Origin of the sequence: Planobispora longispora, from assembly GCF_016863135.1 — a bacterium.
Classification (GTDB): Bacteria; Actinomycetota; Actinomycetes; order Streptosporangiales; family Streptosporangiaceae; genus Planobispora; species Planobispora longispora.
Map to the genome: position 1 here is coordinate 14,564 of NZ_BOOH01000046.1, position 13,548 is coordinate 28,111.

15 protein-coding genes are annotated in these 13,548 nt (G+C 71.8%); 4 read left to right on the forward strand and 11 right to left on the reverse strand.

Annotated features, from left to right (window positions below; all coding sequences use genetic code 11):
• Window positions 1-53: 53 nt before the first annotated feature.
• The gene (locus tag Plo01_RS27645; protein ID WP_203893629.1) at window positions 54-299 is read right to left on the reverse strand and encodes a hypothetical protein; all 246 of its coding nucleotides are present in this window, start codon (window positions 297-299) and stop codon (window positions 54-56) included.
• 139 nt (window positions 300-438) lie between these two features.
• Here Plo01_RS27645 and Plo01_RS27650 point away from each other — a divergent pair, with 139 nt between their 5' ends.
• Both Plo01_RS27650 and Plo01_RS27655 read left to right on the forward strand, forming a co-directional pair.
• Window positions 439-1,056 (forward strand): type 1 glutamine amidotransferase family protein, encoded by a 618-nt coding sequence (locus Plo01_RS27650; protein ID WP_203893630.1) that lies wholly within the window; start codon window positions 439-441, stop codon window positions 1,054-1,056.
• Complete coding sequence (locus Plo01_RS27655; protein WP_203893631.1) at window positions 1,053-1,496, forward strand: MarR family winged helix-turn-helix transcriptional regulator; 444 nt, start codon at window positions 1,053-1,055, stop codon at window positions 1,494-1,496. The genes Plo01_RS27650 and Plo01_RS27655 overlap by 4 nt, the downstream gene beginning before the upstream one ends.
• A 152-nt stretch (window positions 1,497-1,648) precedes the next feature.
• Here the strand turns inward: Plo01_RS27655 and pheT are convergent, their stop codons facing one another.
• The 7 genes from pheT to infC form a co-directional block, all read right to left on the reverse strand.
• Window positions 1,649-4,165, reverse strand: coding sequence for a phenylalanine--tRNA ligase subunit beta (gene pheT, locus Plo01_RS27660; RefSeq protein WP_203893632.1), 2,517 nt, complete (start codon window positions 4,163-4,165; stop codon window positions 1,649-1,651).
• Complete coding sequence (gene pheS / locus Plo01_RS27665; protein WP_203893680.1) at window positions 4,165-5,214, reverse strand: phenylalanine--tRNA ligase subunit alpha; 1,050 nt, start codon at window positions 5,212-5,214, stop codon at window positions 4,165-4,167. Before pheS ends, pheT begins: the two co-directional genes overlap by 1 nt.
• A 199-nt stretch (window positions 5,215-5,413) precedes the next feature.
• Complete coding sequence (locus tag Plo01_RS27670) at window positions 5,414-6,496, reverse strand: sensor histidine kinase (RefSeq protein WP_203893633.1); 1,083 nt, start codon at window positions 6,494-6,496, stop codon at window positions 5,414-5,416.
• Between the two features lie 105 nt (window positions 6,497-6,601).
• The gene (locus Plo01_RS27675; protein WP_203893634.1) at window positions 6,602-7,435 is read right to left on the reverse strand and encodes a TrmH family RNA methyltransferase; all 834 of its coding nucleotides are present in this window, start codon (window positions 7,433-7,435) and stop codon (window positions 6,602-6,604) included.
• A gap of 102 nt (window positions 7,436-7,537) precedes the next feature.
• On the reverse strand, window positions 7,538-7,921 hold the full coding sequence (rplT, locus tag Plo01_RS27680) for a 50S ribosomal protein L20 (RefSeq protein ID WP_203893635.1): 384 nt from the start codon (window positions 7,919-7,921) through the stop codon (window positions 7,538-7,540).
• A gap of 22 nt (window positions 7,922-7,943) precedes the next feature.
• Window positions 7,944-8,138: a 50S ribosomal protein L35 gene (gene rpmI, locus Plo01_RS27685; protein ID WP_068924211.1), complete on the reverse strand. Its 195-nt coding sequence runs from the start codon at window positions 8,136-8,138 to the stop codon at window positions 7,944-7,946.
• Window positions 8,139-8,268: 130 nt separating this feature from the next.
• On the reverse strand, window positions 8,269-8,901 hold the full coding sequence (infC, locus tag Plo01_RS27690; RefSeq protein ID WP_203893681.1) for a translation initiation factor IF-3: 633 nt from the start codon (window positions 8,899-8,901) through the stop codon (window positions 8,269-8,271).
• A 350-nt stretch (window positions 8,902-9,251) separates the two neighbouring features.
• Here infC and Plo01_RS27695 point away from each other — a divergent pair, with 350 nt between their 5' ends.
• Together Plo01_RS27695 and Plo01_RS27700 are read left to right on the forward strand one after the other, a co-directional pair.
• Window positions 9,252-9,665 (forward strand): PadR family transcriptional regulator, encoded by a 414-nt coding sequence (locus Plo01_RS27695; protein WP_239317182.1) that lies wholly within the window; start codon window positions 9,252-9,254, stop codon window positions 9,663-9,665.
• A gap of 119 nt (window positions 9,666-9,784) precedes the next feature.
• Window positions 9,785-10,741, forward strand: a complete 957-nt coding sequence (locus Plo01_RS27700; RefSeq protein ID WP_203893636.1) for a hypothetical protein — start codon at window positions 9,785-9,787, stop codon at window positions 10,739-10,741.
• Here Plo01_RS27700 and Plo01_RS27705 read toward each other — a convergent pair.
• The 3 genes from Plo01_RS27705 to ruvX form a co-directional block, all read right to left on the reverse strand.
• The gene (locus Plo01_RS27705) at window positions 10,716-11,546 is read right to left on the reverse strand and encodes a shikimate dehydrogenase (protein WP_203893637.1); all 831 of its coding nucleotides are present in this window, start codon (window positions 11,544-11,546) and stop codon (window positions 10,716-10,718) included. The two genes, Plo01_RS27700 and Plo01_RS27705, sit on opposite strands and share 26 nt — an antisense overlap.
• Window positions 11,543-12,703: an endolytic transglycosylase MltG gene (gene mltG / locus Plo01_RS27710; protein ID WP_203893638.1), complete on the reverse strand. Its 1,161-nt coding sequence runs from the start codon at window positions 12,701-12,703 to the stop codon at window positions 11,543-11,545. Before mltG ends, Plo01_RS27705 begins: the two co-directional genes overlap by 4 nt.
• Before the next feature lie 348 nt (window positions 12,704-13,051).
• The gene (ruvX, locus tag Plo01_RS27715; RefSeq protein ID WP_203893639.1) at window positions 13,052-13,510 is read right to left on the reverse strand and encodes a Holliday junction resolvase RuvX; all 459 of its coding nucleotides are present in this window, start codon (window positions 13,508-13,510) and stop codon (window positions 13,052-13,054) included.
• Window positions 13,511-13,548 lie beyond the last annotated feature (38 nt).

Below are 13,548 nucleotides of genomic sequence, written 5' to 3' on the forward strand. Positions count from 1 at the left end.
CCGTATCGACCTGACGGGGATCGACCTGCTCTGAGGCCGGGGAGGCCGGCTCCTCAGTCCGTCTCGCGCCAGCCTTCGTACTGCTCGGCCAGCTCGTCCAACCAGGCCTGATCGTCCGGCTCCAGGGTGTCTTCGGGGTCCTCGACCGCGACGACCCACTGGGCGTCCTCGGCGTCGTCCTCCCCCGCCAGGGTCTCCCGCACCACCGCGGGGGTCTCCAGCGCGGGGAACTCCTCGGCCACCGCCTCCGCGACCTCCTCGGCCGCGTCACGGTCGGCGAACACCAGCAGGTGCCTCATCTCTTCCTTCCTCGCTGATCCCTCGAAGCCGCGACGCCTCCGGCCGGGCCGCGACGACCTGAGAGCCTATCTCGACGTCATCGGGAAACTTCTCCCCCACTCAATTGACAATATGTTGTCGTCATGACAGCATGTTGCCATGAATACGATCTACCACGCGGTATACGAGACCATGGCGGACTGGGAGACCGGGCACGCCACCGCCCACATCAGGAACGGCCAGTACCACCGGGAGCCCGGCCGCTACGAGCTCGTCACCGTCGGCCTCACGACCGGACCGGTCACCACCATGGGCGGCCTGCGCGTCACCCCCGACGTCTCCATCGGCTCGATCGAGGACGCGGCGATGCTCATCCTGCCCGGCGCCGCGCTCTGGGACGAGGGCGACGAGCTCGCCCCCTTCGCCCGCAAGGCCGGCGAGCTCCTGGAGGCGGGCGTGCCGGTCGCGGCCATCTGCGGCGCGACGGCCGGATTGGCCCGGGAAGGGATCCTCGACGCCCGCGCCCACACCAGCGCCGCGCTGCCGTACCTGCAGATGCAGCCGGGGTACGGCGGCGCGGAGCACTACGTCGAAGCGCTCGCCGTGACCGACGGGGATCTCATCACGGGCACGCCCACCGCACCGGTCGACTTCGCCCGCGAGATCTTCGCCAAGCTGGAGCTGTACACCCCCGAGGTGCTGGACGCCTGGTATCGGCTGTTCGCGCACAACGACGCCTCGGCCTTCGAAGCGCTGATGGCACCATCGGGCGTATGAGCAAGACAGGAGATCTGCTGTCGGAGGCCGCGCTCACCGTCTACCGCCTCAACGGGCAGTTCCTCGGCGTCGGCGACGCGCTCGCCAGGCCGGTGGGGATGACCGTCGCCTGGTGGCAGGTGCTGAGCGCGGTCCTCGACGAACCCATGTCCGTGGCCGGGATCGCCCGGCTACGGGGGCTGACCAGGCAGGGCGTGCAGCGGGTCGCCGATCTGCTGGTGGCGGAGGGCCTGGCCGAGTACGAACCCAATCCCGCCCACCGCAGGGCCAAGCTGCTGCGGCCCACCGCCAGGGGCACGGCCGCGATCGAGCGGATCGGCCCCGACCTGGAGGCGCTGGCGAACCGGGTGATCGACGAGCTCGGCCCGGACGGCCTGGAGCAGGTGATCGAGGCGCTCAAGCGGCTCTCCGCCGCCCTCGACCGGGTCACTCGTGAGTGAGAAGTCCCGGCCGGTCGTCTCGACCCACTCGCGTCTCCGGGCGGCCGGGAGAGCTCCCGCACAGGCGCCGGGGCGGCTCTGACGGGGACGCCCGCGACGGTGGTCGCGGGCGTCCCCGCCGTCACGCCGGGGACCGCGCGGAGAATCCGCGGTCAGGCGCCGCGGAGCTGGGCGCCGGTGCGCCCGGCGGCCAGGGCCACGGCCGCGTCGCGGGCCGCGGTGGTCTCCTCGACCGTCAGCGTGCGGTCCGCCGCCCGGAAGCGCAGCGTGTAGGCCAGGGACTTGTTGCCCTCGCCGACCTGCGCGCCGGTGTAGACGTCGAACAACCGGATGGACTCCAGCAGCCCGCCCGCGCCCTCGCGCAGCGCCGCCTCGACCTCGGCGACCGGGACGCCCGCGCCGACGATCAGCGCGACGTCCTGGGTGGCGACCGGGTAGGCGGAGACCGGCGGGGTCTGGGCCGGGCCGGGCAGCACGTCCTCCAGCCGGGTCAGCTCCAGCTCCATCGCGCAGGTGCGCGGCGGCAGGCCGTACGCCTCGATGACGCGGGGGTGCAGCTCGCCGGCGTGGCCGACGAGCGTGTCACCGACGTGCAGCGCGGCGCAGCGGCCCGGGTGCCAGGGCTCGTGCCGGTCGGCGCGGACCTGGAGCTCGACGCCCGCCTCGCGGGCCACCGCGCGGGCCGCCTCGACGGCGTCCGCCCAGCTCGCCGGGCGGCCCTTGCCCCACCAGCCGGAGCGCTCGAACTCCCCGGCCAGCACGACCGCCACCCGCCGCGGCTGGGCGGGCAGCGCGTTCTCGATCGAGGCCAGCTCGTCCTCGGTGGGACGGCGGTCCACGCCGAGCACCGGGGCCCGCTCCGGGGCGTCCGCGGACGGCCGGTAGACCAGGCCCGTCTCGAACAGCGCCACGTCGCCGAAGCCGCGGCCCACGTTGCGGACCAGGGTCTTCAGCAGGCCCGGCAGCAGGGTGGTCCGCATCAGCGGCTCGTCCTCGCTGAGCGGGTTGGCCAGCCGTACGGCGCGGCGGCGGGCGTCGTCCGCGGGCAGCTGCAGGTTGTCGAAGTCGCGCTCCCCGACGAAGGGGTAGGCCAGGACCTCGACGTAGCCCGCGGCGGCCAGCGCCCGGCCGGCCCGGCGGCGCAGCCGCTGACCCTCGGTGAGGCCGGCGCCCGCCGGGGCGGCGGGCAGGACCGAGGGCAGGTTCTCGTAGCCCTCGAGCCGGATGACCTCCTCGGCGAGGTCGTTCGGGTCGGTCAGGTCGGGCCGCCAGGAGGGCGGGGTGACCGTCAGCATGTCGTCGCCGGTGACCGCGAGCATGGCCGCCATCTCGTCGGCCGGCGTGACGGCGCCGCTCTCGACCGTGCAGCCGACCTGCTCCAGGCGGCGGACCACGGTCTCGCGGTCGTAGGGCACTCCGGCGACCTTGCCGGGGTGGTCGCTCGGGATGGAGATCCGGACCGGCTCGACCGCGACCTCGGCGTGGGTGACGCCCGGCTGGATCGTGCCGCCGCCCAGCTCGGCCAGGAGCCGGACCGCGCGCCAGGAGGCGTACAGCGGCAGCTCCCGGTCCACGCCCCGCTCGAAGCGCTTGGACGCCTCGCTGACCAGGTTGTGCCGGCGGGACATGCGCGCGGTGCCGCTGGCGGAGAAGTGCGCGGCCTCGATGACGATGTCGGTGGACTCGTCGGAGATCTCGGTGTGCAGGCCGCCCATGGTCCCGGCCATCGAGATGGCCCCGGAGGAGTCGGTGATCAGGATGTCCTCGGGGTGGAGCGTGCGCACGACGTGGTCGAGCGTCTCCAGGGTCTCCCCGGGAACGGTGCGGCGCACCACGATCTCACCCGTGAGCCTGGTGGCGTCGAAGGCGTGCAGCGGCTGGCCGAGCTCCAGCATCACGTAGTTGGTGACGTCGACGGCCAGCGAGACCGGGCGCATGCCCGCCCGGGTCAGCCGGGCCCGCAGCCAGAAGGGGCTGGGCGCGTGCGGGTCGAAGCCGTCGATCCGGCGCAGCACGAACCGGTCGCACGCGGTCGGGTCGGCGATGGAGGCCGGGTAGGACGGGCCGGACTCCGCCGGCGGGGAGATGTCGGCCGGGTCGCGGAACGGCACGCCGAAGGCGGTGGCGACCTCGCGGGCCACGCCCCGGATGGACAGCGCGTAGCCGATGTCCGGGGTGATCTCCAGCTCGATGACGTCCTCGCGCAGGCCGAGCAGCTCGACCACGTCGGCGCCGATCGGGGTGCCCTCGGGCAGCACCATGATGCCCGAGTGGTCGTCGCCCAGGCCCAGCTCGCGCTCCGAGCAGATCATGCCCTCGGACAGGCGGCCGTAGGTCTTGCGGGCGCCGACCTCGAAGCCGCCGGGCAGCACGCCGCCGGGCAGCACGACCGGGACCCGGTCGCCGGCGACGAAGTTGGTCGCGCCGCACACGATCTGGCGCGGGGCGGCCTCGCCGACCTCGACCTGGCAGTGCCGGATGGGCTTCTTGAAGCCCTCCAGCTCCTCGACGGACAGCACCTCGCCGACGACGACGTTCTTCACGTCGTGGCCGTAGGAGGTGACGGCCTCCAGCTTGAGGCCGGCCGCGGTCAGCTTGTCGGCGATCTCGTGGGCGGTGGCGGCGGGGAGATCGACGTACTCCCGCAGCCATGAAAGCGGGACCTTCATCAGACCTCCATTCCGAACGGGAGCGTGAAGCGGACGTCTCCCTCGACCATGTCGCGCATGTCCTCGGCGTTGTGGCGGAACATCAGCGTGCGCTCGACGCCCATGCCGAAGGCGAACCCGGAGTAGCGGGCCGGGTCGACGCCGCAGGCGACCAGCACCCGCGGGTTGACCATGCCGCAGCCGCCCCACTCGATCCAGCCCTCGGACTTGCAGGTACGGCACGGCGGGTTGCCGGGCGCCGCCGAGGCGCCGCGGCAGACGAAGCACTTCAGGTCCATCTCGGCCGAGGGCTCGGTGAACGGGAAGTAGTTCGGCCGGAACCTGGTGGTGATGCCCTCGCCGAACATGACCTCGGCGAAGCGATCCAGGGTGCCCTTGAGGTGGGCCATCGTCAGGCCCTCGTCGATCGCGAGCCCCTCGACCTGGTGGAAGACCGGGGTGTGGGTGGCGTCGAGCTCGTCGGTGCGGAACACCTTGCCGGGCGAGATCACGTAGACCGGGAGCTCCCGGCTCAGCAGTGCCCGGATCTGCACCGGCGAGGTCTGGGTGCGCAGCACCTTGCCGGAGTCCACGGACTCCACGAAGAAGGTGTCGTGCTCGGAGCGGGCGGGGTGGTCGGTCGAGATGTTCAGCGCGTCGAAGTTGAACCACTCGCCTTCCAGCTCGGGCCCCTCGGCGACCTCGTAGCCCATCGCGACGAACGCGTCGGCGATGCGCTCCTGCAGCGTGGTCAGCGGGTGCCGGGCGCCGCGGGGGACGCGGTCCCACGGGAGGGTGACGTCGACCGTCTCCTCGACGAGGACCCGCTCGTCCCGCTCGGCCTCCAGCTGCGCCTGGCGCTCGGCGAGGGCGTCGGCGATGGCCTTGCGGGTGACGCCGACGCGCTTGCCCGCCTCGGCGCGGGCCGCCGGGGGCAGCGCGCCGATCTCCCGGTTGGCCAGGGCGATCGGCGAGCGGTCGCCGGCGTGCGCGAGCCGTACTTGCTTGAGTTCGTCGAGGTCGCGCGCCGCCGTGATGGCGTCGAGCGCGTCGGCCCGCATGCGCGCCATCTCGTCGGCGTGCAGCGGTGTCACCTCGACCGGGTCGTAGTTAGACAAGAGAGAGCTCCGAATCCAGGGCCTAAGCGGCCACGAGTCTATCGTTGGGAGGACCGGGCCCGGGCTATCCGGGCGGTCCGGCACGCACGGCGCGAAGCGCCGTCGAAGCGCTGGTGAAACCGGGGGGAGCCCACCGGGGTCGAGGTCCGCCTCAGGCGAAGTCGGGGGTGCCGGTGGGCAGCATAAATCGGAACTCGGCCCCGCCCTCGGGGCCCCGCTGCACGGTGATGGCGCCGCCGTGGGCCTCGATCAGGCCCTTGACGATGAACAGGCCGAGGCCGGTGCCGCCGCGACGGCGGGCGTTGCCCCGCCAGAACTGCCGGAACACGCGCGTGGCCAGCTCGGGCGGGATGCCCTCTCCCTGGTCACGGACGGACACGGTCACTCCCCACTCGCTCGGTTCGACGACTATTGTCACCGTACCGCGCCCGTGACGCAGCGCGTTTTCCACCAGGTTGGCCAGGACCTGATCGATCTTGTCCTGGTCGAGCCAGGTCTCGGGCAGCTCGCCCCGCACCTCGAGGGCGAAGCGGTCCTCGGACTCGCCCGCCGCGACCCGCCCGGCGATGATCTTCCGGACCCGGGCCGGGACGTCGACGACCTGCCGGTGGATCTCCAGCCGGCCGGACTCGATCCGGGACACGTCGAGCAGCTCGGTGATCAGGCGGGTCACCCGGTCGGCGTCGGCGTTGACCGTCTCCAGCATGACCAGCTTCTGGTCGTCGGTGAAGCGGGTCCACTTGGACAACAGCGTGGCGGTGAACCCCTTGACGCTGGTCAGCGGTGAGCGGAGCTCGTGGGCGACGGTGGAGACCAGGTCGGCGCGGCTGCGCTCCAGGCGGGCCCGGGCGCCGGCGTCCCGCAGGGTGACGACCACCCGCACGACCTCGCCGCCCCGCTCGGGCTCGCGCACCAGGCGGGCGGCGACGAGCAGTTCGTGCCCCCCCGGGGTGCGCAGCGGGAGCTCGGGCTGGCGGGTGCGGGTGGGCAGGCCGCCGTAGGTGTCGAGCCACTTCCACCAGTCGCGGCCGTCCTGGTCGCGGAAGGAGAACACGTCGCGCACGTGGTGGCCGACGGCCCGCTCGGGGGTGACCCCGGTGAGGCGGGCGGCGGCCCGGTTGACGGCCAGCACGTGCCCGTCGCGGTCGATCACCACGAGGCCGTCGGGCAGGTCGTCCACGCCGATGACACACGCGGAGTCAGCGCTCCGCTCGTCGGTGTGTCCGTCGTGCACGACCCCGCCTCCTCGACGCTACATCGCCGACAATAGCGGGTTTCCCGCGTTCTACGGCAGCCTCGGCGCCGGTCCGCGGGGCACGGCGGGACCGGGCCGGGCGGTTTACGGCGCCGGGTCGCGGGCGGCAACCGGGGAGGCCGCCCGCTGGGACCGGGCGGAGGCGTACAGGCAGACCGCGGCGGCGGTGGCGAGGTTGAGGCTCTCGGCCCTGCCGTAGATCGGCACCCGGACGACGTCGTCGGCCAGCCGCAGGATCTCCTCCGGCAGCCCCCACGCCTCGTTGCCGAAGATCCACGCGGTGGGCCCGGACAGGTCCACGTCGTCCAGCGTGCGGGTGCCGGCGCCGTCGGCGGCGAGCACCCGCAGCCCGGCCTCCTTCAGCTCCCGTACGGCCTGCGCCACCGGGACCCCCGTGACGACCGGGAGGTGGAACAGGCTGCCCGCGCTGGCCCGCACGCACTTGCCGTTGTAGGGGTCCACCGAGGCGTCGGTGAAGACGACCGCGTCGGCGCCGGCGGCGTCGGCCGAGCGCAACACGGTCCCGGCGTTGCCGGGGTCGCGGACGTGCGCCAGGACGGTCACCAGGCGGGCGCCGGCGGTGACGGCGCGCTCCAGCGGCACGTGCACGAACCCGCACACGGCCAGCAGGCCCTGCGGGGTGACCGTCTGGGCGAGTTCGGCCATGACCTCGCCGCTGGCCCGGTGGACGGGGACGCCCGCGTCCCGCGCGGCGGCGACGATGTCGGCGTGCCGGATCTCGGCCTCCGCCGTGGTGAACAGCTCCGTGACGACGCCGTCCAGCGCCAGGGCCTCCCGGACCGCCTGCGGCCCCTCGGCCAGGAAGGACCGGTCACGGTCCCGGAAGGCCCGTTTGGTCAGCCTGCGCGCGGCCTTGACCCGCGGCGACTTGATGTTGGTGAGTTCGGACCCCGCCATACCCGTCCTTCGAGAAACCCGAGAATGCGAACGCGGCCCACAGCGTGATCGCTGTGGGCCGCGTGCCGTACGAGAACCGGATCAGCCCGGCGCGAACCGCGGTTACTGGGCGACCGGCGCGTTCACGTTCGCCGGGAGGGCCTTCTTGGCGGCCTCGACCAGCGTCGCGAACGTCGCGGCGTCGTTGACCGCGAGGTCGGCGAGGATCTTGCGGTCCACGTGGATCTCCGCGAGGCGCAGACCCTGGATGAGCCGGTTGTAGGTGATGCCGTTCTGGCGGGCAGCGGCGTTGATGCGCTGGATCCAGAGACGGCGGAAGGCGCCCTTGCGGTCCTTGCGGTCGCGGTAGGCGTAGGTCATCGAGTGGAGCATCTGCTCCTTGGCCTTGCGGTACAGACGCGACCGCTGCCCCCGGTAACCGCTCGCCCGCTCGAGAACGACCCTGCGCTTCTTCTTGGCGTTGATCGCCCGCTTCACGCGTGCCATGTGTATCTATCTCCCCGGGTCGTTACTTAGCGAGCAGCTTCTTGATCTTCTTGGTGTCGGCGTCGGAGAGCACGACTTCGGGCTTGAGACGACGCGTCAAGGTGGAGGACTTCCACTCGTTGTAGTGCGCGCGGTTGGCGCGGCGGCGCTTGATCTTGCCGGTGCCGGTGAGCCGGAACCGCTTCTTCGCACCACTGTGCGTCTTCATCTTCGGCATCTGAGCCGTCTCTCCCTCGATCGTGCCGATGTCCCGGGCCGGTAACCCGAGTCAAGGGCATGCCTGACTGCGAGACCGGACCCGGTCTCGGATTCATCTCGCGACTGCCTGAGCGTTCAGGCTATGCGAGTCACTCCTGCGGGGCGGACGCCTGCTCGGCGGGCACCTGCTCGGCGGGCGCCGGGGCCTCTCCCGCGGACTCCTCGTCTCGTCGCGCCTTGGCCGCGGCCTTTTCGGCCTTGGCCTCAGCCTTCTTCTTGTGCGGGCCGATCACCATGATCATGTTTCGGCCGTCCTGCTTGGGCTGGGACTCCACGAAGCCGAGCTCCGTGACGTCCTCCGCCAGCCGCTGCAGGAGCCGGAAACCCAGCTCGGGCCGGGACTGCTCCCGTCCGCGGAACATGATCGTGACCTTGACCTTGTCTCCCGCCTTGAGGAACCGCACCACGTGACCCTTCTTGGTCTCGTAGTCGTGCGGGTCGATCTTCGGCCGGAGCTTGATCTCCTTGATGATCGTGTAAGCCTGGTTGCGGCGCGCCTCGCGTGCCTTCATGGCCGACTCGTACTTGAACTTGCCGTAGTCCATGAGCTTGCACACGGGCGGGCGGGCCGTGGCCGCGACCTCCACGAGGTCGAGGTCGGCCTCCTGAGCCAGCTTCAGAGCATCGCCGATGGAGACGATGCCCACCTGTTCGCCGTTCGGGCCGACGAGGCGCACCTCGGGCACACGAATACGGTCGTTGATGCGGGGCTCGGCGCTGATGGGGCCTCCTAGGTTGCGATCCGCTGCCCCCCTGTGGGGCGGCTACCACGTGCTCGATCGTGCCGGGAGGTTGCGCCTGGCGCATCCGCTGGCGGACGCGGAACGCAAATTGCCCCGCACGTCGCGCATGCGGGGCCACACGAGCTCACGAACCTCGAAGCCGTAAGCTCCCCGGTTTTACCCGGTGTGATCCTTGACCTGCCGACCTCACGGTCGGCCAGGTGGGAGGGAGACCTCCGCTTGCGCGTCCAGCAGGCATGCCGGACCGATCGAGTAGCTACGTTACCACAACACCGCGCGACCTCGGAATCATCCTTCCCATATAAAGATGATCGATATATAAAGAAGGCATGAGTGACCGACCGATGCAGGAGCCGACGTTCCTCATCCTCACCGCCCTCGCCGCGGGCCCCCAGCACGGCTACGGAATGATCACCGACGTCCAGGAGATCTCCGCCGGCCGGGTACGGCTGCGCGCGGGCACCCTCTACGCCGCCCTGGACCGACTCCAGGCCGAGAACCTCATCGCCGTCGACCGGGAGGAGATCGTGGACGGCCGCGTCCGCCGCTACTACCGGCTGACCGAGGAGGGCGGCGCCCGGCTGGCCGCCGAGGCCGAACGCCTGCGCCGGCACGCCGAGGCCGCCACCGCCCGCCTGCGCGCCCGCCTCGCCGGAGGCGCGCTGTCCTCTCACGCCCTCCGCAACCGGCCGCTCGACGGGAAGACCCCGTTCCGGCGCGGCCTCGCGGGAGGTGCGGCGTGAGCGAGCCGATGGACGGCAGCGGCGCGAACGCGATCGGCGGAGGAGGTCACGTGAGCGAGCGGAGCGCACGGGCCGATGAACACGGCAGCGACGTGAACACGGCCGGCGGAGGAGGTCACGTGAGTGCTCTGGAGACCCGCTACCGCAGGCTGCTGGCCTGGTACCCCGCGGACCACCGGGCGCACCACGAGGAGGAGATGCTCGGGGTGCTCCTGGCCGGGGCCGAGCCGGGCCGCAGGCTCCCCGACCCGCGTGACGTCTTCGACCTCCTCCGCGGCGCGGTCGTCATCCGCGCCCAGCGGCTTCTCGGGCCCGAGTCGTCCGCTCACTGGCGCGACGCGCTGAACGTGGCCGCGCTCGTCGCCCCGATCTTCTTCCTCGTCACCCTGACCGCCCCCATCACCATCACGTTGTTCGTCAGCGGGACGGCGTCCCTGCGCGACCATCTGCTCGCCCTCGGCCTGGTGTTCCTGCCGAACGCGCTCATTCTCCTGCTGGCGCTGCGCGGGCCGCGCTGGGCGGCGATGGCCTGGGCGTGGACCTGGGGCCTGGGCGGCTCCGTGCTGACCTACTACGGGTCCATGGTCCTGTTCGGGGAGGGGGCCGTCGCGGCGGAGGGGCCCGATCCCTCCTTCATCCTGTCCCAGTCCCCGCCGGGTGTCGTCACCGCCCTGCTGATGACCTTCGCCTCCCGCCCGGCCGAGGGCGTGGACCTGATGGGACGCGGCACCCTGCTCCGCTGGACGGCCGTCTCCACACTGACGCTGGCGGTGACGACCCTCATCTGGAACGCGTTCATGGTCGACCTCTTCATCGACCAGATGGCCGTCCCGGCCCTGGTCGCCATGGCCTGCGGGGCCGGTTGCCGCACCCCGGTGGGCCGGCGCGCCGTCCTGCTCCTGCTCCCGATCATCCTGACGGTCGCGGGCCAGCAGGTCTTCGCGCAGATCCAGCTGCGGGGCTGGCCGCCCTTCCTGGTGGAGATGCTCTTCGTCGCGGTCCTGTTCACCGTGGCCAGGCGCGGCTTCAGGCCGTACGGCTCCGGGACGGTCAGCTCACCCGACCGGATCGCCTGAGGATCTCGGCCTCCCCGGCCGCACGCATCGCCTCGACGGGGACGTCGGTCCGGCCGGTCATCAGCTCGACCTGCCGGACCGCCTGGTGCAGCAACATCGGGAACCCGCCGATCACGGTGCCGCCCGCCCGCTCGACGGCCGCGGCCAGGCGGGTGGGCCAGGGGGCGTAGACCACGTCGAAGACCGCGGGCACCCGGCCCGCCACCGCCCCGGCGAGATCGTCGGCCGCGCCGGAGGGCAGGGTCGAGACGAGGAGCTCGGCCTCCAGGGCGATGTCGAGCTTGTCGAAGGTGCGCGTCTCCAGCGCGATCCCGAGCCGCTCGGCCACCTCGGCGGTCTCTCCGGCCCGGGCCGGGTCGCGGACCACCAGGGTCGCCCCGCCCAGCCCCAGCTCGCGCAGGGCGGCCAGGGTGGAGGCCGCCGTGGCCCCGCCGCCGAGGACCGTCGCCGAGCGGGGCGCGGTCACCCCGGCCTCGGCCAGCGCCTGGACGATGCCGTACACGTCGGTGTTGTCGCCGTGGCGGGCGCCGTCGCGGAAGACCACCGTGTTGGCCCCGCCCACCTCGACGGCGAGGTCCGAGACCTCGTCGAGCAGCGGCAGCACGGCCCGCTTGAGCGGCATGGTCAGCGAGAGCCCGGCCCACCCGGGACCGAGCCCGTCCAGCAGGGCCGGCAGCCCCGCCTCGGCGCACTCGATCACCTCGTAGCTCCAGCCGTCCAGACCGAGCCCCGCGTAGGCGGCCCGGTGCAGGTACGGCGAGAGCGAGTGGGCGATGGGGGACCCGAGGACCGCGGCCCGCGTCATCCGTTTCCTTGCTTCTGCTGGCCCTGGTTCTGCTCGAACTCAGCCTTGATCTTGAGGAACTCGGCCTCGGTGGAGGCGAACTTGGTGATGCCGCGCTCCGGGTCGGTGGTCACGAACCAGCGCCAGTCGCCCTCGGTGGGGTTGAGCGCGGCCTGGATGGCGTGGTCGCCCGGGTTGGAGATCGGCCCCGGCGGCAGCCCCTTGCGCCGGTAGGTGTTGTAGGGCGACGTGCTCTCGACGTCGGCGTTGGTGGCGGCGATGCCGTACTTGTTCAGCCCGTAGAAGGTCGTGCTGTCCATCTCCAGCATCTGTCCCACCTTGAGGCGGTTGTAGATGACGCGGGAGATCTTGCCCATGTCATCCAGCTTGCCGGACTCGGCCTGGATAATGCTGGCGATGACCATGATCTCGTGCGGGGTGCGGCCCATCTCCTTGGCCCCGGCCACCAGCCGTTCCTTCTCCGCGGTCTGGTTGAAACGGTCGACCATCGCGGTGAGGATGTCGGCGGCCGACATCTTGGGGGTGATGTCGTAGGTGGCGGGGAAGGCGTAGCCCTCCAGCCTGCCCCTGGCGTAGGCGGGCAGGCCCAGCGCCTCGCCGTCCTTGGCGGCCTGCTGGAACTCCTTCACCGGCTTGCCCGTCGCCTTGGCCAGGGTGGTCAGGGTGTCGGACAGGCGCAGCCCCTCCTTGAGGGTGACCCGGTCCATCAGCTGCTTGCCCGGATCGAGCAGCTCCACCGCCGCCGCGGCGGACATCTGCTTGCGCAGTTCGTAGACGCCCGGCTGGAGCGAGGAGCTCTTGCCCGCCGAGGCGACCGCGTCGGTGAACGCGCGGGCGCTCTTGACCACGCCCTGCTCCTCCAGGGCGCGTCCGACGTCGGAGGCCGTCTGCCCCTGCTTGATCTCCACGACGACCTTGCCGGTGCCCTGCCCGGTGTAGTCGTCGGGGGTCGTCACGTCGCGCAACCAGAGGTAGCCGTAGTAGCCGCCGCCGCCGAGACCGCCCACCAGGATGATGATCGCCAGCATGGGGGCCAGGAAGCCCCCCTTGTTCCGGCGTCGCTTCCGGCGGCGGCCGCGGCCCGCGCGGGAGCGGCGCGACGAGCGACCATCGTCACTGTCCGCGCCGACCAGGAAGTCCATGTCGAGATCGTTCATAGCTGCGCTGGCCAATCTCCCTGTACGGGCGGCCCGGCGTCAAGCGAGTGTGCCAAACCATGAGGGTTCACCGAGCCAAATGTGCCCATGGGGCGGGCACCTTCCCTCGGCGTCCCGGCAGCTGCCGCCACGCACGCTGGGACGGGGGATGTTCCGCTGGACATCAACACGCCCCAGCGGATCTGTTCAGCTCTTCCCGGTATCTCACGAACTCGCTCTCTTTGTCAGTGAATTTCGTGATTCTATGCTCTGGACCCATCACGACAAACCTGACATGTCATCTTCCGTATGGTTTACGCCCCATGCGTACTTCGGGCGCCGTGACGCCGTACTCCGGGCGCCCCGACGTCAGGCGGGGAGGGTGACGGGGCTGCCCGGCGGCCTGCCGGTGGCCCGCTCGGCGTCGAGGGCCGCCTGGAGGAGCACGACGGCCGCCGCCTGGTCGACCACGCCGCGCTGGTTCTTCGCCTTCACTCCGCTGGCCCGCAGGCCCTGCTGGGCGGTGACCGTGGTGAGCCGCTCGTCGAACAGCCGCACCGGGACCGGATCCAGCCGCGCGGCGACCTTGAGCGCGAAGTCACGGGCCAGCGTCGCCGCCTGCCCCTCGCGGCCGGACAGGGAGGTCGGCAGGCCCACGACGACCTCGATCGCCTCGTGCTCGGCCGCGATCTCGGCGATCCGGTCCAGGTCACCCTTGCCGCGCCGTACGGTCTCCACCGGCGTGGCCAGCAGCCCCGAGGGGTCGCTGCGGGCCACGCCGACGCGGACCGAGCCGACGTCGACGCCGAGGCGTATGCCGTTTCTCATCGTGTGCGTCCCCCGCCCGTGAGCCGGATCCGGCTCAC